This window comes from Actinomadura sp. CNU-125 (genome assembly GCF_001942465.1).
Taxonomy (GTDB): Bacteria; Actinomycetota; Actinomycetes; order Streptosporangiales; family Streptosporangiaceae; genus Spirillospora.
Genome location: NZ_MKJY01000077.1, coordinates 36,101 through 58,340, shown reverse-complemented (window position 1 = coordinate 58,340; position 22,240 = coordinate 36,101). Strand labels below are relative to the sequence as shown.

Annotated in this window: 22 protein-coding genes and 3 pseudogenes; 11 read left to right on the top strand and 14 right to left on the bottom strand. The window is 72.2% G+C overall.

Annotation, left to right across the window (positions count from 1 at the left end; genetic code table 11):
* Positions 1 to 124: 124 nt before the first annotated feature.
* From BJF79_RS10690 to BJF79_RS10680, 3 genes are read right to left on the bottom strand one after another with little or no spacing between them, the layout of a single operon-like run.
* On the bottom strand, positions 125 to 484 hold the full coding sequence (locus BJF79_RS10690; protein ID WP_075896699.1) for a hypothetical protein: 360 nt from the start codon (positions 482 to 484) through the stop codon (positions 125 to 127).
* Positions 481 to 1,365 (bottom strand): alpha/beta fold hydrolase, encoded by an 885-nt coding sequence (locus BJF79_RS10685; protein ID WP_262401827.1) that lies wholly within the window; start codon positions 1,363 to 1,365, stop codon positions 481 to 483. The genes BJF79_RS10690 and BJF79_RS10685 overlap by 4 nt, the downstream gene beginning before the upstream one ends.
* Complete coding sequence (locus BJF79_RS10680; protein WP_262401826.1) at positions 1,362 to 2,165, bottom strand: DUF998 domain-containing protein; 804 nt, start codon at positions 2,163 to 2,165, stop codon at positions 1,362 to 1,364. Before BJF79_RS10680 ends, BJF79_RS10685 begins: the two co-directional genes overlap by 4 nt.
* Positions 2,166 to 2,581: 416 nt before the next feature.
* Between BJF79_RS10680 and BJF79_RS59320 the strand changes: the two are divergent.
* Positions 2,582 to 3,866: pseudogene (locus tag BJF79_RS59320) on the top strand (KamA family radical SAM protein).
* Between the two features lie 89 nt (positions 3,867 to 3,955).
* On the opposite strand, the gene BJF79_RS10670 reads toward BJF79_RS59320, so the two are convergent.
* From BJF79_RS10670 to BJF79_RS10650, 6 genes are all read right to left on the bottom strand, one after another.
* A complete protein-coding gene (locus BJF79_RS10670) occupies positions 3,956 to 5,170 on the bottom strand; it encodes a tetratricopeptide repeat protein (protein WP_075896697.1) in 1,215 nt (404 codons plus the stop codon).
* Between the two features lie 116 nt (positions 5,171 to 5,286).
* On the bottom strand, positions 5,287 to 5,511 hold the full coding sequence (locus tag BJF79_RS59315) for a helix-turn-helix domain-containing protein (protein WP_262401825.1): 225 nt from the start codon (positions 5,509 to 5,511) through the stop codon (positions 5,287 to 5,289).
* A complete protein-coding gene (locus tag BJF79_RS10665; RefSeq protein WP_262401824.1) occupies positions 5,508 to 6,056 on the bottom strand; it encodes a hypothetical protein in 549 nt (182 codons plus the stop codon). The genes BJF79_RS59315 and BJF79_RS10665 overlap by 4 nt, the downstream gene beginning before the upstream one ends.
* A gap of 135 nt (positions 6,057 to 6,191) precedes the next feature.
* Positions 6,192 to 6,713 (bottom strand): YbhB/YbcL family Raf kinase inhibitor-like protein, encoded by a 522-nt coding sequence (locus BJF79_RS10660; protein WP_075896695.1) that lies wholly within the window; start codon positions 6,711 to 6,713, stop codon positions 6,192 to 6,194.
* 94 nt (positions 6,714 to 6,807) lie between these two features.
* The gene (locus BJF79_RS10655; protein ID WP_075896693.1) at positions 6,808 to 7,599 is read right to left on the bottom strand and encodes an ABC transporter ATP-binding protein; all 792 of its coding nucleotides are present in this window, start codon (positions 7,597 to 7,599) and stop codon (positions 6,808 to 6,810) included.
* Positions 7,592 to 8,563 (bottom strand): ABC transporter permease, encoded by a 972-nt coding sequence (locus BJF79_RS10650; protein WP_083733325.1) that lies wholly within the window; start codon positions 8,561 to 8,563, stop codon positions 7,592 to 7,594. Before BJF79_RS10650 ends, BJF79_RS10655 begins: the two co-directional genes overlap by 8 nt.
* A 228-nt stretch (positions 8,564 to 8,791) precedes the next feature.
* Here BJF79_RS10650 and BJF79_RS65435 point away from each other — a divergent pair.
* From BJF79_RS65435 to BJF79_RS10635, 4 genes and pseudogenes are all read left to right on the top strand, one after another.
* Positions 8,792 to 9,265, top strand: a pseudogene (locus BJF79_RS65435) (hypothetical protein); the annotation flags it as partial.
* Positions 9,266 to 9,458: 193 nt separating this feature from the next.
* A complete protein-coding gene (locus BJF79_RS59305) occupies positions 9,459 to 10,334 on the top strand; it encodes a diacylglycerol/lipid kinase family protein (RefSeq protein WP_262401832.1) in 876 nt (291 codons plus the stop codon).
* 12 nt (positions 10,335 to 10,346) lie between these two features.
* Positions 10,347 to 10,568 carry a DUF6158 family protein gene (locus BJF79_RS10640; RefSeq protein WP_075896691.1) on the top strand — a complete coding sequence of 74 codons (222 nt, stop codon included), beginning with the start codon at positions 10,347 to 10,349 and terminating at the stop codon, positions 10,566 to 10,568.
* Positions 10,569 to 10,743: 175 nt separating this feature from the next.
* On the top strand, positions 10,744 to 11,607 hold the full coding sequence (locus BJF79_RS10635; RefSeq protein WP_075896689.1) for a VanW family protein: 864 nt from the start codon (positions 10,744 to 10,746) through the stop codon (positions 11,605 to 11,607).
* Here the strand turns inward: BJF79_RS10635 and BJF79_RS10630 are convergent.
* Positions 11,594 to 12,136, bottom strand: a complete 543-nt coding sequence (locus tag BJF79_RS10630) for a TetR/AcrR family transcriptional regulator (RefSeq protein WP_075896687.1) — start codon at positions 12,134 to 12,136, stop codon at positions 11,594 to 11,596. The two genes, BJF79_RS10635 and BJF79_RS10630, sit on opposite strands and share 14 nt — an antisense overlap.
* A gap of 75 nt (positions 12,137 to 12,211) precedes the next feature.
* Between BJF79_RS10630 and BJF79_RS10625 the strand changes: the two genes are divergently transcribed.
* A complete protein-coding gene (locus BJF79_RS10625) occupies positions 12,212 to 12,622 on the top strand; it encodes a nuclear transport factor 2 family protein (RefSeq protein ID WP_075896685.1) in 411 nt (136 codons plus the stop codon).
* 24 nt (positions 12,623 to 12,646) lie between these two features.
* Here BJF79_RS10625 and BJF79_RS55325 read toward each other — a convergent pair whose 3' ends face one another.
* The gene (locus BJF79_RS55325) at positions 12,647 to 12,793 is read right to left on the bottom strand and encodes a hypothetical protein (protein WP_158079149.1); all 147 of its coding nucleotides are present in this window, start codon (positions 12,791 to 12,793) and stop codon (positions 12,647 to 12,649) included.
* Positions 12,790 to 14,379 carry a serine/threonine-protein kinase gene (locus BJF79_RS59300; RefSeq protein WP_075896683.1) on the bottom strand — a complete coding sequence of 530 codons (1,590 nt, stop codon included), beginning with the start codon at positions 14,377 to 14,379 and terminating at the stop codon, positions 12,790 to 12,792. Before BJF79_RS59300 ends, BJF79_RS55325 begins: the two co-directional genes overlap by 4 nt.
* Positions 14,380 to 14,717: 338 nt before the next feature.
* Between BJF79_RS59300 and BJF79_RS10615 the strand changes: the two genes are divergently transcribed.
* The 4 genes from BJF79_RS10615 to BJF79_RS10605 all read left to right on the top strand — a co-directional run bounded on the left by BJF79_RS10615 (position 14,718) and on the right by BJF79_RS10605 (position 18,563).
* On the top strand, positions 14,718 to 15,587 hold the full coding sequence (locus tag BJF79_RS10615) for a hypothetical protein (RefSeq protein ID WP_075896681.1): 870 nt from the start codon (positions 14,718 to 14,720) through the stop codon (positions 15,585 to 15,587).
* A gap of 205 nt (positions 15,588 to 15,792) precedes the next feature.
* On the top strand, positions 15,793 to 17,100 hold the full coding sequence (locus tag BJF79_RS10610; RefSeq protein WP_262401823.1) for an FAD-binding oxidoreductase: 1,308 nt from the start codon (positions 15,793 to 15,795) through the stop codon (positions 17,098 to 17,100).
* Complete coding sequence (locus BJF79_RS59295; RefSeq protein WP_262401831.1) at positions 17,079 to 17,162, top strand: BBE domain-containing protein; 84 nt, start codon at positions 17,079 to 17,081, stop codon at positions 17,160 to 17,162. Before BJF79_RS10610 ends, BJF79_RS59295 begins: the two co-directional genes overlap by 22 nt.
* Before the next feature lie 27 nt (positions 17,163 to 17,189).
* A complete protein-coding gene (locus BJF79_RS10605) occupies positions 17,190 to 18,563 on the top strand; it encodes an FAD-binding oxidoreductase (protein ID WP_075896717.1) in 1,374 nt (457 codons plus the stop codon).
* Here BJF79_RS10605 and BJF79_RS10600 read toward each other — a convergent pair.
* Both BJF79_RS10600 and BJF79_RS10595 read right to left on the bottom strand, forming a co-directional pair.
* A complete protein-coding gene (locus BJF79_RS10600; RefSeq protein WP_075896679.1) occupies positions 18,553 to 19,980 on the bottom strand; it encodes a cellulase family glycosylhydrolase in 1,428 nt (475 codons plus the stop codon). The genes BJF79_RS10605 and BJF79_RS10600 overlap by 11 nt on opposite strands.
* Before the next feature lie 150 nt (positions 19,981 to 20,130).
* Positions 20,131 to 21,174 carry an RDD family protein gene (locus tag BJF79_RS10595; RefSeq protein WP_075896677.1) on the bottom strand — a complete coding sequence of 348 codons (1,044 nt, stop codon included), beginning with the start codon at positions 21,172 to 21,174 and terminating at the stop codon, positions 20,131 to 20,133.
* A 70-nt stretch (positions 21,175 to 21,244) separates the two neighbouring features.
* Here BJF79_RS10595 and BJF79_RS10590 point away from each other — a divergent pair.
* A pseudogene (locus BJF79_RS10590) lies at positions 21,245 to 22,238 on the top strand (stage II sporulation protein M).
* Positions 22,239 to 22,240 lie beyond the last annotated feature (2 nt).

Here is a 22,240-nt window from a genome sequence, read left to right as displayed (position 1 = left end):
GCCGACCCGAGGATCGCGGCTTTCTTCCGAGTCATCTCCACGAACCCGATATCGCCCTGTGTGTGGTGACGTATGCGGTGAGTGGCCGGTTTTTCCTCGCCGTATGCGGATCTTTGGGCCGCGGCTAATCGCAGTCGGGGCCGAGACAATCCGTGCGGAAGATCTCACGTTCGCCGACGGTCACGACGTACTGCTCGCGCGGACGCGGCGTGTCGGCGTCGTGCGCGACGCCCCGCACGGTGACGGGTTCGCCCGTCCGGGTGCGGGCCTTGCAGTGCACCCGGACGAGCGCGTCCGACCCCGTCTCCGCCAAGGCGCAGTCGGGACGGTGTTCGAGTTCGACGCCGCGTGCCCGCAGCTCGTCGGTCGTCCCGTCGCTGACGGCGTTGCGGTACGCGCCTTCGGAGATCCGCTGCATCGCGTCGCAGCCCGACAGGGCGGCGATCAGGAGCACCGCCGCGAGCAGGCGCCCGGCCCGCCTCACGCCGGGATCTTCCGATGCGCTTCGGCGACCGCGTCGGCGATCGCGTCCGGACGGTCCAGGTGGATCATGTGGCGCGCCTCCGGAAGCTTTACCTGCCGACCGTGCGGGGACATCGCCGCCAGACGAGCGTGCCCGTCCGCCCACGCGCGCCTGCACGCTTCGCGCCGGACGTCGTCCAGGGCCGTCAACACCACCAGGGGGACGGGCGGGAACGGGCGGCGCGCGCGCAGAGCGACGAGGTCCGCGGCCATCTCCCGGTAGGCGAAGTTCTCCGCGAAGGTGGTGCCCAGGACCGTCCCGCGCCCGTACACCGCACGGACGGCCGCGTCCGTGGCCGGGTCGCCCGCGCGGCTCGTGTGCCGCAGCACCGCGCGGCGTCCCCACGGCCCCACGACACCGGCCGCGCCGGTCGCCTCCAGCAGCGCGCCGACCGCCGTGCAGGCCGGGGACAGGACGGACGAGAGCCGCACCCTCGCGCGCGCGTCGTGTTCGTGACTCGGGTCGACCAGGACGAGCGCCCGGACCAGTTCGGGACGGACGCGCGCCAGCGCCTCCGCGTGGAACGCCGCCATCGAGTGCGCGACCACCGTGACCGGCCGTGCGGGCCGCCCCGCCGGGCGTTCGGCGAGGGCGGCGGCCAGCGCGACGTCCCGGCGCAGCGACGGCGGCGCGGCCCCGGCCGGGCTCGCCCCGAGGCCGGGACGGTCGAACACCGTCACCCGGCAGGCGTCCCGGAGCAGGGCCGTCAGCGGCTCCCAGTCGAACCACGCGCCGCCGAGCCCGGAGTCGAGCAGCACCGGCGGCCCGTCCAGCGGCCCGGAGCGGACCACGTGGACCTGCTCGCGCCCCACGTTCACGACCTCGCCCGCGACCTCGCTCACCCGGCGCCCTCCCGGGCCGCGCGCGCGTCCCGCGCGGCGCGCAGGCGGTCGGAATGCAGGGCCCACGCGATCGTCAGCAGGCCGAGGCACAGGATCCCGATCTGGAAGCGCTGGACGATCCCGAGCCACTGCCCGTGGTACATGGCCGCGAGCGTGCCGAGGGCGAACACCGACTCGGTGAGCGCGAGGAGCCAGCCCCAGCGGGCCAGCGCGGGCCACCACCCGTACCGGCGGGCGGCCAGCGACAGCAGCAGCAGCGCGGCGACCCCGCAGACGATCACGGCGCTGCTGGTGAACGAGTGGAACGCGTGCGAGAACGACACGTGCGACGACCGTTCCCGCAGCGCGCACCACGTCTGCAGGCTCGGCGCGCAGTCGAGCGGGAAGACGGCGTCCCCGATGGCGCAGACCCCGAACACGCCGAGGAACGACCACCCGGCCGTCGCCAGCGGGCGCCGCCGCAGCCGGCGCAGCGCGCCCGCGACGAGCGCGAGCGTCAGCACGCCGGTCAGCGCGTCGCCGCCGCCGTAGACGAACCGGAACGGCTGGTCGGCCGCGGACAGTTCGCTGACGTACCCGTTGACGGCGTCGAGCTGGGGGCTGAACAGGTGTTCCAGCAGGAAGGACGCGTAGCAGACCGCCGCCGCGCAGGCCAGGACGACCATGAACCGGGGCGCCGTTCCGGGCCCGTCGCGCCCGTCGCGCCCGTCGCGCCCGTCCGCACGCCGCTTCCCGCGCTCGTCCGGACCGTCCGCGGGGACGGTCGTGCCGACCGTCCCCCGGGCGTTCGCCGAGTCCACCGCACACCCCCTAGCACCGCACGGGTCACGCCAGTATTTCCGAACATCGTCGATGGTGTGACCTGCGCCGCGTTTCCGGACGGTTCCGCGGCGGCCCTGCGGCGGTCCCGCGGCGGTCCCGCGGCGGGCCCGCACCGTCCGCCGATCCGGTGCGCGCTGACGTCGCGTAGTCGTTTACAAGGAGTCCCGCGTCCACGATCATGTCCGGGTGATTTGTCGGGATCCTGACTGACCGGGCTTGCCCCGTACCGTGTATGGGGTATCAATTCGGCAGGAACCGCCCAAGGACTGTTCAATGGGGGTGACTTGCCGGTCCTCTGCTCACAGTCCGTGACGACGCGTCCATCCGGCGCGTCGTGCCCGCCGACAGCAAGGAGTACCAACACGTGACACTGGTGAACGACGCGGCCCCCGCCATGCGATCCACCGGTCGCAAGTTCCGCGCCTTCACGGCGAAGCACCTCGACGAGCTGACCGCTCGTGCCGGGCTTTCGCCGGCACAGCGGCTCGCCACCCGGGCCGTCGCGACCGTCCTGCCGTTCCGGACGAACGCCTACGTCATCGACGAGCTGATCGACTGGACGGCGGCGCCCGACGACCCCATCTACCGGCTCGTCTTCCCGCAGGAGGACATGCTCCCGGCCGGGGACGTCGCGCACCTGTCGGACCTGCTCGCCCGGGAGGCGCCCAAGGCGGAGGTGGAGGCCGCCGCGCACGCGGTGCGGATGAAGCTGAACCCGCATCCGGCCGGGCAGATGGAGCTCAACATCCCGAGCTTCGGCGACGGCAAGATCCCCGGGATGCAGCACAAGTACGACGAGACCGTCCTGTACTTCCCCAAGCAGGGACAGACGTGTCACGCGTACTGCACGTACTGCTTCCGCTGGGCGCAGTTCGTCGGCGAAGCCGACCTGAAGATGGCCGGTGACGAGCCCGCCGCGCTGCGCGAGTACCTGATCGCGCACCCCGAGGTCACCAGCGTCCTGTTCACCGGCGGCGACGCGATGATCATGGGCGAGCCGGTCCTGCGCCGCTACGTCGAGCCGCTGCTGGACCTGGAGCAGCTGGAGTCGATCCGCATCGGCACCAAGTCGCTCGCGTACTGGCCGCAGAAGTTCGTCACCGACCCGGACGCCGACGACATGCTCCGCCTGTTCGAGCAGGTCGTGGAGTCGGGCAAGAACCTCGCGTTCATGGCGCACTTCACGCACCCGCGCGAGCTCGAACCGCTCATGGTCACCGAGGCGTGCCGCCGCATCCGCGACACCGGCGCGGTCATCCGCACGCAGGCCCCGCTGATCCGCACGATCAACGACGACGCGCGGACCTGGGAGACGATGTGGCGCGTGCAGACGCGCATGGGGCTCGTCCCGTACTACATGTTCGTGGAGCGCGACACGGCCCCCAGGACTACTTCGCGGTTCCCCTGGCCGACGCGTACGAGATCTTCCGGGACGCCTACAGCAACGTCTCCGGGCTCGCCCGCACCGTCCGGGGGCCGTCGATGTCCGCCACGCCCGGCAAGGTCTGCGTGGACGGCGTCCTCGACATGTTCGGGGAGAAGGTGTTCGCGCTGCACTTCATCCAGGCGCGCGACTCCTCGCTCGTCGCAAGCCGTTCTTCGCCAAGTACGACCCCGAGGCGGTCTGGCTGGACGACCTCAAGCCCGCCTTCGCGGACCGTTTCCCTTTCCAGGGGTGACCCCGCCGTGGCGTGTCCGCCCCCGGGCGGACACGCCGCACCGCGGCGGGCGAGCCGTCCGAGCCGTCCGATGCCGTGCGCGGGTCGGCTCAGCCGCCCGAGGCGAACGGGTGGCACTCCTCGATGACCGCCGCGACGCCGGGGTCGACGAGGCGACGGGGCGGAGCCGCAGCACCACCCCGCGCAGCCAGTCCGCCAGATCGGCGGCGAGGGCCGCGTCCGTCCCGCCGTGGACGTCGCGCGCCAGCCACAGCAGCGCGCGGGCCCAGTCCGGGCCGAACCGCCGAGGCCGTGCCGCATCTCCTGCACCTGCTCGGCCGAGGCCGCGGCGAACATGTAGTGCGCCTCCAGCGCGAGGACGGGCGCGACGTCCTCCGGCACGTCCCCGCGATCGGCGGCCAGGGCCGCCGCCGCGCGGGCGAGGAGGGGGCGGCGGGCGGCAGCGCCTTCGCCGGGGCGCGCACGGACGTCATCCAGCCCGCGGCCGTCTTGTCGCCGGGGTCGGTGAGCACCGCCTCCAGCGAGTACGTCAGCGCCCCCTTCCCGAGCCCCGCGCGCGCCTTCTCGATCGCCTGCCGCAGCGTGATCCGCGGCGGCGCCGCGAACGTCGCCTCCGCTTCCGCGAGCGCCTCCGGCCAGGACCGCCGCAGCTCGCGGATCAGCTCGTCGGCTTCCCGCGCCCGCCCGTCCGCCCGCAGGTGCACGGCCCTGCGCGCCGTCGCCGGGCCCCGCGCGGGCCCGGCCGGTCCCGCGGCCTGCACCGCCATGTCGTCCACCTGGAGGGCCAGATGCAGCCGCCCGCCCGCCGCGTGCAGCTCCGAGGCGATCGCGGTGGCGCGGCGGAAACGGTCGATGTGCGTCGATCCGTTCACCGATGAATTGATTTCGGATGACTTGTTCAAGTACTGCCGGACGGCGCCGTCCGCCGAGGCGACCGCCAGGTCCGGATCGCCGAACCGGCGCAGGACGTCCGCGTTCACGACGAGCGCCCGCCCGTAGTCCAGGAAGAGCGGCGAGAGCGGCCCGGTCGCCGCCGCGGCGTCGTAGCCCGTCAGCGCCTCGTCGAGGGTGAGGACGGCCGACGCGCCGCGGCCCGCCGCCGCCTGGGCCTCGCCCTTGCAGCGCAGGACGTCCAGGAGCAGCCCCAGCCGCGCGGCGGGCGCCGCCCGGCAGGCCTCCTCGGCCGTCTCCAGAAGCCCGAGCGCCGCGTCCGCCCGCCCCAGCCCCAGTGCGCGCTCGGCGCCCTCCAGCATGCTCGCCGGATCGTGCCGGTCCGGCCCGCGCCGCCGTGTGAACCAGGCCATGGCCCGTCCCCCGTCCGTCCGCTCCCGCCCTAATGATCAACGACGGGTGAACCGCCGTAAACGGGAGAAAACGGCCATGTGTGGACGGGGACGGTCCGTTTCCGGCCTGGCCGCTCTCAGATGCGGCTCGCGCGCGGGACGGTGCGCCCCGGCGTGTGCCCGTACTCCTTCGTGTACGCCGTGATGAACGCCGACGGGCTGGCGTACCCGACGAGCGGCGCCACCTGCGTCACCGGGGTGAAGCACAGCAGCACCCGGGCGGCGAGCAGCCGCTGCTTGGTGCGCCACTGCGTGTACGGCATACCGAACTCGCGGACGAAGTCGCGCTGCAGCGTCTTCACGCTGACGCGCAGCCGCTCCGCCCACTCGTCCAGGTGCGTCTGTCGGCCGGATCGCGCCACAGGGCCCGCGCCACGGTCAGCGCCACGCCCGTCCCGGACGGCGCCCACACCGGCGGGGTGCCCAGCCCGGCCAGGATGCGGCGGCGCGCGGCGAACGCGGTCGCCTCGTCGCAGTCCCGGTGGGCGATCCGCACGATCAGCCGCGCCGCCTCGCCGTCGATCGGCACCGGACCGGCGCGCAGCGCCGTCAGCTTCGCCGGGACCTCCCGCAGGCAGATCCGGTAGACGGTCTGCCGGTCGCCCGCCCGCACCTCGTGGCTCACCGCGCGCCGCACCCAGTACGCCTCCCGGGGCGCGGTGATGAACCCCTGGGACGTCGCGAGCGGCCCGTCCGGCGACCAGTACAGCTGGTGCAGGAAGTCCTGCCGGCTCTCACCGAAACCGATCCCGCCCGACGAGCGGTACTTCAGCACGAGCACGCCGCCCGGGTCGCCGAGCCCGTACCCGTACTCCTCGCGGTCCTGTTCCCGACTCCAGGTCGACACGGCCCCGTCCTCTCGCTGGCGTGGCGAAGCACCAGCATCTCGCGGCCGCGGCGAGGGAATCAGCGAATTCTTCCGCAGGGTGGATGTCCGTTCCCGCCACCGGGTCCGGGGGCGCCCCGGACCCGGGCGGGGGCGTCAGCTTCCGTATTCGGGGACGAGCACGGCGCGGGCGATGGTGTGCGCGGTGATGTTGAACCCCACGACGGCGGGAGCCGTGTCGGCGTCGAGGCCGAGGGACTCGACGTCCAGCGCGTGCACGGTGAAGACGTAGCGGTGCGGGTCGCCGGGGGGCGGGGCCGCGCCGCCGAACGCCTTCACCCCGTAGTCGTTGCGGGCGTGCACGCCGACCTTGGCGTCCTCGGTCCCGGCGCCGGTCTGCAACTCGATGACCTCGGCGGGCACGTCGAACAGCGACCAGTGCCAGAACCCGCTGCCGGTGGGCGCGTCCGGGTCGAAGCAGGTCACCGCGAAGCTCTTGGTCTCGGCGGGAAAGCCCGACCAGCGCAGGTGCGGGGACTTGTTCCCGCCGGAGAAGCCCCAGTCGTCGAACACGTGCGCGTCGCCGAGCGGCTCGCCCTCGGCGACGTCGTCGCTGGTGACGGTGAACGACGGGACCTGCGGCAGGAACTCGTGCGGAAGCGGCGGCTTGGCGGCCATCGCGACCTCCTCGTGAGACGGATCTTCGTGTCGGTCCATCTCTACCAGCCGCGGGCGGCCCGAGCGCGGCGCGCCGTCGCTTCCCGGTCGCCCGTTACTTCCCGGTCGCTTCGGTGTATGCGGAGATGACCTCTTCCGGCGGGCCGTCCATGCGCATCTTGCCGTCGTCGATCCACAGGACGCGGTCGCACATCTCCTTCACCGTGTCGAGCTGGTGCGCGACCAGGAAGACCGCCCCGGCCTCCTTGCGCAGCTCGTCGATGCGGCGCTTGCTCTTCTTCTTGAACTTGGCGTCGCCGGTGGCGAGGGCCTCGTCGATCAGCAGCACGTCGTGCGTCTTGGCGGCCGCGATCGCGAACCGGAGGCGAGCGCCCATACCGGACGAGTACGTCCGCATCGGGTACTGGATGAACCCCTCCTTGAGCCCGGCGAAGTTCACGACCTCGTGATACTTCGCCTTCGTCTCGGTCGGGGACATTCCCATCGCCAGGCAGCCGAGGACGATGTTGCGCTCGCCCGTGAGGTCCTTCATCAGCGCGGCGTTGACGCCGAGCAGGGACGGCTGCCCGTCGGTGTAGACGCCGCCGCTGTGCGGCGGCAGCAGGCCCGCGATGGCCTTCAGCAGCGTCGACTTGCCGGAGCCGTTCGTGCCGATGATCCCGACGGCCTCGCCGCGGTAGGCGACGAACGACAGCCCCTTGATCGCGTGGATCTCGGTCATCGTCGGACGGTTCTGCCGCCGCAGCACGCGGGAGAACGCGCTCGCCGCGTTGCCCTTGCCGCCCGCGCCGAACACCCGGTAGACGATGTGCAGGTCGTCCACGACGACGATCGGCTCCCGGGCGGGGTCGATCTCGACCTCGTTGCGGACCTTGGTGTCAGCCACGGCCGTAACGCTCCTCGGCACGGTAGAAGAAGTAGAAACCGCCGATCAGCATGGCGACGGCCCAGCCGACCGCGTACAGCCACAGCTGGCCCATGGACGTCATGCCCAGGCCGGTCTCGACGTAGTTCCGGTACTCGCCCAGCAGTGCGTGCCTGCTCAGCTCCAGGAACACGTACGCGGGGTTGGCCTGGAGGATCTCGCCGAGCCACGGGTGGTTGTTCAGCAGATCGGCGCGTTCCATCAGTTGCGGCAGGCTGAAAATGACGCCCGACGCGTACAGCCAGGTACGCATGACGAACGGGAGCAGCTGCGTGATGTCCCGGTTGAACGCCCCGAGCCGCGCCATCACCATGCTGATGCCCACGTTGAACATCAGCTGGAGCATCAGGATCGGGACGAACAGGAACATGTAGAGCGTCAGCGGCTCGCCGAACGCGATGATGATCCCGAACAGGACGATCAGCGACAGCAGCAGCTGCTGCAGTTCGACGACCGCGATCGCGAGCGGCAGCGTCGCCCGCGGGAAGTGCAGCGCCCTGATCAGCGACAGGTTGTCGCCGACCGACTTGGACCCCGCGGTGACCGACCGCTGCGTGAACCCGAACAGGAAGACGCCCGTCACCAGGAACGGGATGAAGTCCGGGATGCCGCGGTCGAGCTGCAGCAGCAACCCGAAGATCAGGTAGTAGACGGCCGCGTTCAGCAGCGGCGTCAGCACCTGCCACACCTGGCCGAGGCGCGAGTCGCTGTACATCGAGATGTTCTTCGCCGAGGCGAAGGCCCAGATGAAGTTGCGTCTGGCCCACACGTCTCGGATGTACTTGCGCAGCGGCGGACGTGCCGCGCTCTGCCTCAGCCCATGCCGTGCGGCGTAGTCGGACAGCTTCTCGTTCACGTGAGGAGGCTCCGCGATCGTGCCGACCGACTCGCCACCCGGGGAACCGAGCCGTTCCGGGTGACTCATGCCGGGAAGCTTATTGCAGTCGAAGATGCCCGAGTGACGTTCGCCCGCATGTGACCCCCGATTTGAGATCTTCCCGGAATCATGTCGCGCCTTGGGGGATACCCGAGGGATGCGCGTCAACCACTCGAGGGCTCCCTCCGGCCCGTCCGGAGCCGCGCAGAACGCGTCCCGGCCGACGCCCCGGCCCGTGTCCGCGGTCGAGCATAGACCCCGGCGCCGCCGCCGGCCGTGGGTACTGCGGCGGCTGGGCCGCGCCGACCGGTGGGCGTTCGACCGCGTCGCCGCCGCGCACCTGCCCGGCCTGGAGTACGTCCTGCCCCGGCTGTCCCGGTTCGCCGACCACGGCGTGCTCTGGTTCACCACCGCCGGCGTCCTCGGCCTCGCCGGACGGCCCGCGCTGCGGCGCGCCGCGCTGCGCGGGGCCATCGGGATCGCCGTGGCGAGCCCCGCGGTGAACATCATCGGCAAGCACGCGTTCCGCCGGAAGCGGCCCGTCGTGGACCTGGTCCCGCCGATGCGGATCCGCTGGAAGCTGCCGACCTCGCACGCGTTCCCGTCCGGCCATTCCGCCTCCGCCGCCGCGTTCGCGACCGCGTGGCGCTGGAGGCCCCCGCCGCCGTGGCCGCGCCCGTCGCGGCGACCGCCGCCGCCGTCGCGTTCGCCCGCGTCTACACCGGCGCCCACTATCCGGGCGACGTGCTCGTGGGCGTCGGCATCGGCGCGCTCGCCGCGCTGCGGCGCGCGCGGTGTCGGCCCCGCGCCCGCCCGCGGCCCGCCTCGGCCCCGGCCGGCGCCGCGGACGAGCGGCGTCGACGCCGAGGGCCGCGGGATCGTCGCGGTCGTCAACGCGGGGTCGGGCGACGGACCGTCCGGGATCCTGCCGACGTCCACCGACATGACGGTCGGGCTCCTGGAACGCGAGCTGCCCGCGGCCGAGATCGTCCGGCCGGCCTCGGAAGACGACATCGACAAGGTGCTCGCGGAGGCCGCGGCCCGCGCCGATGTCCTCGCCGTCGTGGGCGGAGACGGCACCGTGAACGCCGGCGCGCGCGCGGCGCTCACGCACGACGTGCCCCTCCTCGTGGTGCCCGGCGGCACGTTCGACCACTTCTCCCGCGCGTACGGGATCGAGAGCCCGGCGGACGCGATCGCGGCCTACCGCAACGGACGTCTGGGCCGTGTGGACGTCGGCTCCGTGCAGAGCACGGACGAGGAGCAGCTGTTCCTCAACACCGCGAGCTTCGGCGCCTACACCGAGATCGTCGACCGGCGCGAGCGCCTCGAACGGCGGCTCGGCAAGTGGCCCGCGCTCGCGATCGCCGCCGTCCGCACCCTGCGCCGCTCCCAGCCGGTCGAGCTGGACGTGGACGGGCACCGGCGGCGCGTCTGGCTCGCGTTCGTGGGGAACTGCGTCTACGGCACGCCCGGCGCCGCCCCGTCCTGGCGGAGCCGGCTCGACGACGGCCGCCTCGACATCCGCGTGGTCGCGACGGGCCGCCGGGTGCCGCGCGTCCGCGCCGTCGCCGCCGTCCTGGCCGGGCACCTGCCCCTCATGCCCGGCTACCGCGCGTGGCACGCCGGGGGATTGGAGCTGTGGTCGCCCGCGGGCGGCTGCGCCTCGCCCGCGACGGCGAGGTGTCGACGATGGCGGGCACCATCCGCTTCGCCAAACACCGCCGGGCCCTCGCCGTCTTCCGCCCCGCCGAGTGAGCCGCGGGGGGTCCGAATGGCGGGTGTACGTCCGGGTAGGGGACGGGAACGCCGCTACTAGGAGGTACAGGCGATGACGATGGGAATCGACCCGCGGGAACTCCCCGACGACGACCTGTTCCGCGAGCTCGGCCATCTGTACGAGACCCGCTTCGAGACGCTCCGGCACGCGTCCGATCAGGCGTTCGAGGAGCACACCCGGCGGACGAACGAGCTGGAGGGCGAGTACCTTCGCCGCCGTCCGGCCCGGGAGGTCGACCCCAACCGTCTCCGCGAGGGCGCCCGCGCGCGCTGACGCGTCCGTCCCGTCCGTCCAGGCGTCCCACCTGGAGATCAACGTGCGCGTAGGGTGCGTGCGTTTTCCGCACGGAGTTCTCGAATAGAAGGTAAAGGCGGCCGGTTCGTCCCCATCGCGTCCGGCAGGCTCCCGTCCCGGGGTCCCGACCGGGGATCCGCGGGGGGTGTGAGCTGTGGGACGGACCCGGCGCCGTCATTACCGCCGGTACCGCGCGGACCAGCGGGCGCTGCGCGACCATGTCCGGCGCTGGTGGCCGTTCGTCGTCGGCGCGCTCGTCGCCAACGGCATGATGGTGGCGACGTACCTGTGGGCGCCCGGCGAGCCCGCCGCGAGAGCGGTTCCGGTCCCCGATCGCGCCGCCGTGCGGCGGGCGGTCCCGGTGGAACGCCCGATGAGCACCTTCACGACCCGTTTCGAGCGGGGCGAGCCGCGCGTCCGCAACATCGAGATCGCGGCCCACCGGCTGGACGGCGCGGTCGTGCGGCCCGGCGCGACGTTCTCGTTCAACGAGGTCGTGGGCCCGCGCACCCGCGACCGCGGCTACGTCCCGGCGCCCGTCATCATGGGGTCGCGCCTCGTGAAGGACATCGGCGGCGGCATCTGCCAGGTCAGTTCGACCCTCTACAACGCGGTCTTCCGCGCCGGGCTCGACATCCGGAAGGCGCGCGCGCACACCATGTGGATGCCCGAGTACCCGGACGGGCGCGAGGCGGCCGTCGCCTACCCCGACCTCGATTTCAGCTGGCGCAACGACACCGGTGACTCCGTCCGCATCGAGGTCGCGTACACCGACTCGTCCCTCACCGTCAGCCTGTGGGGCGAACGCCGCTACGACGTCCGGTCGCGGACGTCCGGACGCTACGACCGCACCCCGTACGGCACGGCCGTCGGGCACGGCAGCAGGTGCGTGCCCACGACCGGCCGCGAGGGGTTCGAGATCGACGTCTGGCGCGTCCTGCTGGAGGACGGCCGCAAGGTGCGCCGCGAGAAGTACCACACCGAGTACCAGCCGCAGCCCGAGGTCACGTGCGTGTGACCCTGCTCCGGACCAGGGCTTCGGCGGCCGCCCCGGCCGTCGCCGCCGCGCCGGGGTCCCGGGTCATCGCGGCCGACACGATGGCGCCGTCCACCAGCATCACCAGTTGCGCGGCCAGCACGTCGTCCTCGACCAGTCCGTGCAGGAACCGCCGCAGCCGTTCCTTGTGCGCGCGCGCAGCGGCCGCCACCGGTGCCGTGCCCTCGCCCAGTTCGCCGTACGCGTTGATGAACGCGCACCCGTGGAAGTCGTCGCTCGCGAACCACTCGCCCAGCCAGTCGAAGACGGCGGCGACCGGGTCGTCCCGCGTGGCGACGTAGCCCTCCAGGGAGGCGGTCCAGCGCAGGTCGCGCCGCTCCAGATACGCCGTCACCAGCGCTTCCTTGGAGGGGAACGTGCCGTACAGCCGCTTCAGCGAGACGCCCGACGCCGTCCGCAGCTCGTCCATGCCGACCGCCTGGACGCCCCTTCGGTAGAACAGCGACTCGGCGGCGTCCAGCAGCCGCGTCTCGGCCTCCTGCCGGTCCATGCCCCTCCTTGCGTAGAGAACGTGCGTTCTCTAGGGTAACTGGAGAACGCTCGTTCTCTGGAAAGGACATCCGTGATGCGACCGCCGCTTCCGCCGTTCACCGAGGAGACCGCCCGGGCCAAGGTCCAGGCCGCCGAGGACGCCTGGAACACCCGCGACCCTGAACGCGTCGCCCTCGCCTACACCGAGGACTCCGTCTGGCGGAACCGCGACGAGTTCTTCACCGGCCGCGACGCCATCAAGGGCTTCCTGCGCCGCAAGTGGGACCGCGAACTCGACTACCGCCTGCGCAAGGAGCTGTGGGCCTACACCGGAAACCGCATCTCCGTCCGGTTCGAGTACGAGTGGCACGACGCGGACGGCCGCTGGTGGCGCAGCCACGGCAACGAGCAGTGGGAGTTCGCCGACGACGGCCTGATGCGCCGCCGCGAGGCCAGCATCAACGACGTCCCCATCGACCCGTCCGAGCGCCGCCTGGTCGGGTGAGAGCGGTCGCGCGCCGTGCGGGTCCTACGCGTCCGCGGGGCCCTGCCACACCTTCAGATCGATGGTCACGTAGCCGTCGCCGACCTCTTTGACGGTGACGACGCCGAGCAGGCTCGTATTGGTGTAAACGCACCATTTCGACCCATTGGGGGGTTCGCCCACGTTGTTCATGTACTTCGTATTGGCGTGGCAGGTTTCATAGGTGGGCGACTGTCCGCTTTCGATCGGACCGAATTTGTTGTCGCCCGCCAGGTAATACCCGTCGTAGTGGAGATCGCCGTCCAGGTTCTCCTCGGGGCGCGTCGGTTCGTCGGTGAAGAAGATCCCGTAGCCGGACGTGATGTCGATGCCCTCGTACTCCGCGATGAAGGTGCCGGGCGGTTGCGCGCCCGCACCGCCGCCGCCCGGTGACGGGCTCGTCCCCGCGGATTCGGTGGGGTCGCCGTCGACCGGGGCCGACGGCGCCGGGCTGGGGGGGCAGGGGCCGAGGTCGAGGGAGCCGGATTCACCGGAGCCTCGGTCTGCGTCGGTTCTACGGTGTTGCCGCGCTCGGAGGCGGACGGCGGATCGTCCTCCCTCGTCACGAAGAGCGCGGCCGCGACGAACACCACGAGCAGGACGGCGACGACGGCTCCACCGGCCAGCAGCAGCGTCTTCTGGTTGCCGCCCGGCGGCGGGGCGGGCGGCCCCGGCTGCGGGTACCCGTACGTCCCCGGCGGCGGGGTGCCCGGCGGGACGCCCGTGGGCGCACCGGCGACCGTCTGCCCGGGAGCGACCGTCTGCCCGGGGACGGGCGTCGTCCCGACGGGCGGTGGCGGCGGGGCCACCGGGTGGCCGCCCGTGTTCGCCTGCCGCCTGGACGGGTCGGCGGGAACCGCCTCGTAAGCCTGCAGAACCGTTGTGACCGGCTCGGGCAGCCACTGCTCCGGGGGCGCCGCCGGACGGTCCGCGGTGAGCTCGTTCAGGATCGCCTCGGGCGTCGGACGGTCGGCGGGTTCCCGCCGCAGGCACCGTTCGACGAGCGACCTGAGTTCGTCCGGGCAGCCGTCGAGGTCGGGCTCGTTGTTCGCGATCCGGAACATCACGGCCTGGGGCGGGCCGTCGCCGAAGGGGCTGCGGGCCGTCGCGGCGAAGAAGAGCAGGCAGCCGAAGGCGAAGACGTCCAGGGCCGGGGTGGCGGAGCTGCCGTGGACCTGCTCGGGCGCCATGTAGTGCGGCGACCCGACGACGCCGCCCGTCCGGGTGAGCGGGGTGGCGTCTGCGGCGCGGGCCACGCCGAAGTCGATGACCCGGGGGCCGTCGGCCGCCAGCAGGACGTTCGACGGCTTCAGGTCCCGGTGCACGATCCCGACGCGGTGGATGACCTGCAGCGCCTCGATGACCCCCGCGCCGAGCGTGCAGAGCGTCCCCACGGGCAGCGGCCCGGACTCCTGGACGGCCGCGGCCAGCGACGGTCCCGGGATGTGCTCGGTCGCCAGCCAGGGCATCGGGCCGGCCGTGTCCGCGTCGATGACGGGGGCCGTGTAGAGGCTCTTGACGCGCTGGGCCGCGGCGACCTCCTGCGTGAATCTCCGGCGGAACTCCGGGTCGTCGGCGAATTCGGGCCGGACGACCTTGATGGCGAGGCGCCGGCCGCTCTGCGTGGCGCCGAGGAAGACCCGCCCCATGCCGCCCGCGCCGAGCCGTGCGATGACACGGTATCCGCCGATTTCGTGCGGATCGTCGTGGGCCAGTGCCTCGTAAATCCTGGATTCCACCCGTGCCTCCCACTGTTTCGCAGAATCGAATAGTAGAGGGCGGCTCGGTGATGATCGTCGCGCGCGGACGAGTTCGTTCCCGAAACGGGCAAATGCCCCGTATTTGTGTTGCCGTAAAAGGGAAATGGGGCGTCCGAATCCGGTGGTTCTGTGATGGTGTTCTGGCGGTGCGGCCGAACTCCGGGCTCGTCCGGAACGTGTCGGACGGGTGCGATAAGTTCCTTGCCTTCGTGATCATTGGTCCAGTGGAGGACGCCATGTACGGGTCGGGGACGCCGCCTCAGCCGCCGGGGCCGCCCGGTCCGCCGGGGCCGTATCCAGGGCCGACGCCCCCGCCGGTGCGGGCCAAGACGTCGCCGTGGGTGTTCGTGGTCGCGGCGGTGGGCGGCGTGTTCGTCCTCGGCGCCGTCATCGGGTCCGTCGTGCTGGCCTCGCAGCCCTCGGCGCCGGAAGGCACCGTGAAGGCCGATCAGTGCATCGGCGTCCGGTTCGACATGCAGGGGAAGCAGAGCTCCTACCAGCAGGTGCCGGTGGCCGAGCGGGTGTTCTGCGACGACCCGAAGGCCAAGGCGAAGGTCGTCCAGGTCGTGGCCGAGTCCGGGAGCGCCGGGATGTCCTCGTCGCCCGACTGCCCCGCCGGGGCGGACGGCGTCGCGCGCGTCCGTACCGGCGAGGAGACGCAGGGACGGACGCCGACGGCGGTCTGCGCGCGCAACCTCGACGGCCCGCACCCGGGCGATCCCGGCGTGGGCGGGGCGATGATCGGCGTCGGCGACTGCGTGACGTCGTCGATCGCGTTCGGCAGCGAGACGCCCTGCACGGACAAGGAGTCGTACGCGAAGGTCGTCGCGCGGGTCGACACGGCGAAGGAGTGCCCGTCGACCGCGCTGGAGACGATGGAGCTCAAGTCGTTCGGCGGCGACGTCGCCCGGCCCGTCCTGTGCCTCGGCGGCCAGGGGCTGATCGTCACGTCCGGCGAGTGCATCCAGGACCCGAAGTTCGCGATCGGCGGGCTGAAGACGGCGTCCTGCGACTCCGAGCAGGCCGTCGCCAAGGTGCTCGCCCGTACCCGGACCGAGGGGGAGTGCCCGAAGGGCACGACCCACAACCTCGAAGCCGAGGACAAGGAGAAGGCGCTGCTGCCGATCATGTGCGTGAAGAAGCTGCGGCCGACCTTCGACGAGCGGATCAACGCGCTCGGCAGCTGACCCGCACGCCCGAAGGCGTCCCCTCGCATGTCCTTTCACCTGCGGCTTCTCGGTTTCCGAGGAGCCGCAGGTCTTTCTCATCCCCGGGCCGGAAGCGCAGAATGAGGAGTGCGTGACGGCCCGGCAGGGCGGCGGAGATGTCCGCTCGCGCGAACGTCCCGAACCCCTCGCTTCCTACAGCGGATCCTGGACGAGAGGGACGAACATGACCACTCACATCGATCCCGGCCTGCGGACGGACTTCGCGGGCGAGGTCATACTGCCCCGCGACCCCGGCTACGACGAGGCGCGGACGCTGTTCAACGGGATGATCGACCGGCGTCCGGCGGTGATCGCGCAGTGCGCGAACACCGATGACGTGGCGCGGGCGGTCGGGTTCGCGCGGGAGCGCGGGCTGGAGGTGTCGGTCCGCGGCGGCGGGCACGGTGTCGCGGGGAAGGCGCTGGTGGACGGCGGTCTGGTCGTCGACCTGCGGATGCTGAACTCGGTGACCGTCGACCCGGACGCCCGGACGGCCCGCGTCGGCGGCGGCGCCGTCATGGCCGACCTCGACCGCGCGACCGGGGAGTACGGGCTGGCCACGACCGGCGGCCGGGTCTCCACGACCGGTGTGGCCGGGCTCGTCCTCGGCGGCGGATCCGGCTGGCTGGAGCGCAAGTACGGGCTGACCTGCGACAACCTGATCTCGGCCGAGCTGGTGACGGCGGACGGACGGCACGTCCGGGCGAGCGGGGAGGAGAACCCGGAACTGTTCTGGGCGCTGCACGGCGGCGGCGGGAACTTCGGCGTCTCCACGTCCTTCACGTTCCGGCTCCACCCGGTGGCCACGCTGGGCCTCGCGATGCTGCTGTGGCCGCCCGAGGCCGGCCCGGACGTCGTCACGGCGTTGCGCGACTTCATGGAGGCGGCGCCGGACGAGATCGGCGGCGGCGCCGAGTACATGCTCGCCCCGCCCGCCGACTTCGTCCCGGACGACCTGGCCGGACGGCTCGCGCTCGGCGTCATCGTCACCTGCGTCGGCACGGAGCCGGAGATGCGCGCCATGATCGAGCCGATGATGGGGCACGGACACGCGGGCGGGATGCTCGCGGAGATGCCGTACACGGCCGTCCAGTGCATGGACGACGACCGGCCGGGGCTCCGGAACTACTGGAGCGCGCAGCACGTGCGCAAACTCCCGGACGAGGCGGTGGCGCGCTACTGCGCGCTCGCCGACGGCATGATCGTGCCGTCCGGGTCCAGGCACACGCTGTTTCCGCTGGGCGGCGCGGTCGCGAGCGGGCCGTCCGAGTACCCGATCCCGTGGCGGGAAGACCCGTGGGTCGTGCACCCGCTGGCCTTGTGGGAGGACCCCGCCGACGACGTCCGCGCCAAGACGTGGGTACGGGACGTCCGTACGTCGATGGAGCAGTGGTCGACGGGTTCCCTCTACCTCAACTTCATCGGGGACGAGGGGGCGAACGCGTCCGGGAGGGCTGGGGCGACGAGAACATGCGGCGCCTCGCGGACGTGAAGAAGCGCTACGACCCCGACAACGTGTTCCGCCACAACCAGAACATCGAACCGGCGGCCTGAATCCGCGACGGCGCAAGGGGGATGCGCATGACCACCCATACGGAAGCCGACCTGCGCACGGGTTTCGCGGGTGCGGTGATACTGCCGGACGATCCCGGCTACGACGAGGCGCGGACGCTGTTCAACGGGATGATCGACCGGCGTCCGGCGGTGATCGCGCAGTGCGCGAACACCGATGACGTGGCGCGGGCGGTCGGGTTCGCGCGGGAGCGCGGGCTGGAGGTGTCGGTCCGCGGCGGCGGGCACGGTGTCGCGGGGAAGGCGCTGGTGGACGGCGGTCTGGTCGTCGACCTGCGGATGCTGAACTCGGTGACCGTCGACCCGGACGCCCGGACGGCCCGCGTCGGCGGCGGCGCGACGATGGGCGACCTCGACCGGGCCGCCGCGGAGTACAGCCTCGCCACGACGGGGGGACGCGTCTCCACGACCGGTGTGGGCGGGTTCGTCCTCGGCGGCGGATCGGGCTGGCTGGAGCGCAAGTTCGGGCTGGCCTGCGACAACCTGATCTCGGTCGAGTTGGTGACGGCCGACGGGACGCACCTGCGGGCGAGCGAGGAGGAGAACCCGCGGCTGTTCTGGGCGCTGCACGGCGGCGGCGGGAACTTCGGCGTCGCGACCTCGTTCACGATGCGGCTGCACCCGCTCCCGGCAGTCTCCGTGGCGCTCCTGCTGTGGCCGGTGGAGGCCGGCCCAGAGGTCCTGGCCGCCTACCGGGACTTCATGAAATCCGCACCAGACGAAGTGGGCGGCGGAGCCCTGTACTTGACCGCGCCACCGGAAGAGTTCGTTCCGGACGAACTCGTGGGACGCCGCGTGTTCGCCTTCCTCGTGACCTACACGGGGACGGGCTCGAAGGCCAACGCGGTGATCGGGCCGATGGCGCGGCTCGGGCACGCGGGAGGCATGCAGGCGGAGATGCCGTACTCGGACCTCCAGTGCATGCTCGACGACCCGCCGGGCTACCGGAACTACTGGTCGGCGGAGCACCTGCACTCGTTCCCGGACGACGCCGTGGCGCGCTTCTGCGAGACGTCCGCCGACATGGTGATCCCGTCGCCCTCCCAGCAGGTCCTCTTCCCGATGGGCGGGGCCGTCGCCAGGGGACCCGAATACCCGATCCCCTGGCGGAAAGACCCCTGGGTCGTGCACCCGTTCGGGTTGTGGGAGAACGCGGCGGACGACGCGCGCGCCGTCGCGTGGGCGCACGGCCTGCGCGAGGCCGTGCGGCCGTGGTCGACCGGCGCCGTCTACCTGAACTTCATCGGCGACGAAGGGACCGACCGCGTCCGGGAGGGCCTGGGGGAGGAGAACCTCCGGATGCTCGCGGAAGTGAAACGGCGGTACGACCCCGACAACGTCTTCCACTACAACCAGAACATCAGGCCCGCCGTCACGGCTTGACGGTCACGGTGTGGGTGGTGCTGCCCGGGTCCGCCCACACCGACAGGACGTGGCGTTGCGCGTCCCACCGGTACTTCCAGGTGCCCTCGGGGTCGGTGGACGTCACGACGGGGGAGTCGGCCGGGAACCAGATCTCGGTCGGTCCGGAGGCCCCGCTGCGCGCGCGCCAGCCGACTGTGAGCGACGTCCCGTCGTAGGAGATCTCGGTGGGGGTACCGGCGACGGCGCGCGGGTAGGGGCGCGCGAGGAGTTCGGCGAACAGCGTCGGGTTCCCGTCGCCGTCCGTCGGCCCGGCGCCGCCCGGGTCGCTGGACCAGTACGCCCAGCCGATGCCCAGGTCGTCGGCCATCTCCAGCCATTCCCCGGTGAACTTCGCGGCGCCCGGCGCGTCGGCGGGCATGCCGCCGACCTCGCCGAGCCACATCGGCATGCCCAGCCGCCGCGCGGCGGCCGGCATGTTGCGCTTCCACAGCAGGAACTGGGCCTTGACCAGCAGTTCGGTGAACCCGTCGTAGGAGCCGCCGATGTCGACGCCGCCGGGGTAGAAGTGCGGCGCGAAGACGAGGCGGGGCTCGCCGGGACGCGGGTCGCGCAGCGTCCCGAGGGACGTCTCGGCGCCCTCGTTCGGGCCGAGGGCCTGCGGCTCGACGAAGATCCAGTTGTCCCGGTCGACCTCCCGGATCGCGTCCACGATGCCCTGGTAGAACGGCGTGAGGATCGGCCCCTCGAAGAAGCCGAACTGGCGGGTGCCGCCGAACGGCTCGTTGTAGAGGTCGTAGCCCAGTACGGCGGGGTCGTCGGCAAAGCGCTCTGCGACGTGCCTCCACATGGCGGTATACCGCTGCTTGAGTTCCGGGTGCTCACCCGTGTTGTTCCAGAAGTGGTCGTAGGCGCGGATGACGGCGGGCTGTACGTAGGTCAGCACCCAGGGCGTCTGCGGGGTGCAGGGCAGGTCGTCGGTGTACGTGGCCCAGGCGGGGGCGCCGTTGCCCGACCCCTCGCATGCGGCCGGGCCGTAGATGTCCTGGTGCATGTCCAGGATCACGTGCATGCCTTGTTCGCGGTACCAGGAGACGCGCTCGGCGACGTCGTCCAGGTACTCGTCGTCGTACCGGCCTGGCTCGGGCTCGATGTTCTTCCACTGGATCAGGTACCGGACGGAGTTGCTGCCCAGTTCGCGGGCCTCGCGCACGACGTCCGTACGGTCGATCCAGGGAAGGCCGCTGGGGCCCTTCGCGCTGCTCGCGGTGTTGAGGCCGTGCAGGATCAGCGTCCGGCCGCGGTCGTCGACGATCGTTCGCGGCGGCGCCTGTTCCGCGTGCGCGGGCGCCGCGGGGAGGGCGGGGACGGCTCCGGTGGCGGCTCCGGCGGCGAGCGCGCTCGTCAGGACGGTCGTGAGGGTGATCCGGGCGCGCATGCGACCTCCAGAACATGAAATCTGTTCGGATATTAGGAGGTGCGCGGGAGCGACGGAAGTGGGAGAAGTGCACAAGGACGGCGCGCGAAACGGGCGCGAACTGCCAAACGGCGCGCGACGTCCCTGCTCGGCGGCCGTCCGCCCCGGCCGTCAGCCCTGCGGGTACGGCGGGTACGGCTGCTGCGGCCCCGCCGGGTACTGCGGCCCCGGCCCCGGCAGCGGCCGGCCGGGCGGGGCGTTCAGGTAGCCCTCGTACGGCCCCGAGCCGTAGTTCTGCGGCGGCAGGAACGCCGGGCGGCCCGCCTCCGGCGCGCTGAACGGCGGCGGCGCGGGCGGCCCCTGCGGTCCCGCGCCCGGCCCCGGCGGCGGTCCCGCCATCGCCATCACGGGCGCGGGCTGCGCGCCCGGCCACTGGACGGGCAGGCCCAGCCGGCGCATCCGGCGGGCGCGGCGCTCGGCCAGCCGCCACTGCTCGCGGTGCCGCCGTTCCGCCAGGACGGCCGACAGCATGATCTCCGGCCGGCCCGGCGGCGGCGGTGGGCTCACGACCGCGGCGACGTCGCCCGCGATCCGCTGCCCGAGCGAGTCGCGGACGTCCGTCCGCAGCTCCCAGAACCGCGACAGGTACTGCCGCGCGGTCATCGCCAGCTCGTCGGAGAGCATCGACAGCTCCAGCGTGCGCGCCCAGGGGATCAGATGCGCGGGCATGATCGCGACCGGCCGGAGCAGGCCGGACCCCGACCGCTCCTGGATGACGACCGTGCCCGCGAACATGTCGCCGAGCCGCTTGCCCCGCCGGTTGCAGAACGAGGCGATGAGCGCGGGCGAGCCGTAGAGCGTCCAGAACTCGATGAAGCCCGCCAGGGCGCGGACGAGCGCCTGCCGGAACCGGATCGGGCCGCCGTCGTCGCCGACGACCCGCAGGCCCAGCGCCATCTTGCCGAGCGTGCGCCCGCGCGTGAACGTCTCGGACGCGCACGGGTAGCCGACCAGCACGGCGACGGTGGCCAGCAGCGACAGCCCGATCGCCCACGCCTCGTCCGCGACGAGCGCGGTCGCGCTCGCGACGTAGACGGCGATGTTGAGGATCGCGACCTGCAGCACCAGGTCGATCAGCAGGGCGCAGCCGCGGCTGGCCAGCCGCGCGACCCGGATGTCGAGCGCGACGGCCTCGCCGGTGACGAGTTGGCCCATGTGCCGATCCTCCAATGCAGGGGCTTGTCTATTTTGCCGGTTCGGCGGGGAGACGCGTTAGTCTCCCCGGGTGGACGTCGACGCCTATGTGGCCGCGCACAACCCCGACTGGAACCGCCTCGAACACCTCATCAACCGCGGGCGGAAGCTGACCGGTGCCGAAGTGGACGAGCTCGTCGAGCTCTACCAGCGCACCGCGACGCACCTGTCGGTCGTCCGGTCCAGTTCGCCCGACCCGGAGCTGGTCGGGCGGCTGTCGTCGCTCGTGGCGCGGGGCAGGGCGGCCGTGGCGGGCCCCCAGCGCGCTGTGGCGGGACGTGTCGAGGTTCGCCACCGTGACGTTCCCGGCGGTCGCCTACCGGTTGCGGTGGTGGTGGCTGGGCAACGCGGTCCTGGGCAACCTGCTGGCTCTCGCCCTGGCGATCTGGGTGGTGCAGAACCCCGAGGTACAGGCGTCCGTGGGGGCTCCCGACGAGATCCGTCAGCTCGTCGAAGAAGACTTCGCGAACTACTACACCGAGCACTCCGCGTCCTCCTTCGCGTTCCAGGTGTGGATCAACAACGCGTGGGTGTCCGCAGTAGCGATCATCTTCGGGATCCTGCTCGGCATACCCACCGTGTACGTCCTGCTGATGAACCAGGTGAACCTGGGGCTCACCGGCGGGCTGATGTTCGCCCACGGCAAGGGCGACATCTTCTTCGGACTGATCCTCCCGCACGGCCTGCTCGAACTGACCGCCGTGTACCTGGCGGTCGCGGGCGGCCTGAAACTGGGCTGGACGATCGTGGACCCGGGGCGCCGCACCCGTGGCCAGGCCCTCGCCGAGGAGGGCCGGGCGGCCGTGAGCATCGCCATCGGGCTCGTCGCGGTCCTGTTCGTCTCGGGGCTGATCGAGGGGTTCGTCACGGGCTGGGTGCACGTGACCTGGCTGCGCGTGTCGATCGGTGTGGTCGCCGAGCTGGCGTTCCTCGCGTACGTGATCGTCCTCGGCAGGCGGGCGACCCGGCGGGGCGAGACCGGCGACGCCGAACTGCGGCCCGACCTCGCGCCCGTCGCGGGCTGAGC

Bases quoted from the DNA above. Each gene is read 5' to 3' on its own strand.
- BJF79_RS10670 (WP_075896697.1), bottom strand. From the start codon at position 5,170: ATGGCCTGGTTCACACGGCGGCGCGGGCCGGACCGGCACGATCCGGCG.
- BJF79_RS10660 (WP_075896695.1), bottom strand. From the start codon at position 6,713: ATGGCCGCCAAGCCGCCGCTTCCGCACGAGTTCCTGCCGCAGGTCCCG.
- BJF79_RS10650 (WP_083733325.1), bottom strand. From the start codon at position 8,563: ATGAGTCACCCGGAACGGCTCGGTTCCCCGGGTGGCGAGTCGGTCGGC.
- BJF79_RS59305 (WP_262401832.1), top strand. From the start codon at position 9,459: ATGACGGTCGGGCTCCTGGAACGCGAGCTGCCCGCGGCCGAGATCGTC.
- BJF79_RS10640 (WP_075896691.1), top strand. From the start codon at position 10,347: ATGACGATGGGAATCGACCCGCGGGAACTCCCCGACGACGACCTGTTC.
- BJF79_RS10630 (WP_075896687.1), bottom strand. From the start codon at position 12,136: ATGGACCGGCAGGAGGCCGAGACGCGGCTGCTGGACGCCGCCGAGTCG.
- BJF79_RS10625 (WP_075896685.1), top strand. From the start codon at position 12,212: ATGCGACCGCCGCTTCCGCCGTTCACCGAGGAGACCGCCCGGGCCAAG.
- BJF79_RS55325 (WP_158079149.1), bottom strand. From the start codon at position 12,793: ATGAACAACGTGGGCGAACCCCCCAATGGGTCGAAATGGTGCGTTTAC.
- BJF79_RS10610 (WP_262401823.1), top strand. From the start codon at position 15,793: ATGACCACTCACATCGATCCCGGCCTGCGGACGGACTTCGCGGGCGAG.
- BJF79_RS59295 (WP_262401831.1), top strand. From the start codon at position 17,079: ATGCGGCGCCTCGCGGACGTGAAGAAGCGCTACGACCCCGACAACGTG.
- BJF79_RS10605 (WP_075896717.1), top strand. From the start codon at position 17,190: ATGACCACCCATACGGAAGCCGACCTGCGCACGGGTTTCGCGGGTGCG.
- BJF79_RS10600 (WP_075896679.1), bottom strand. From the start codon at position 19,980: ATGCGCGCCCGGATCACCCTCACGACCGTCCTGACGAGCGCGCTCGCC.
- BJF79_RS10595 (WP_075896677.1), bottom strand. From the start codon at position 21,174: ATGGGCCAACTCGTCACCGGCGAGGCCGTCGCGCTCGACATCCGGGTC.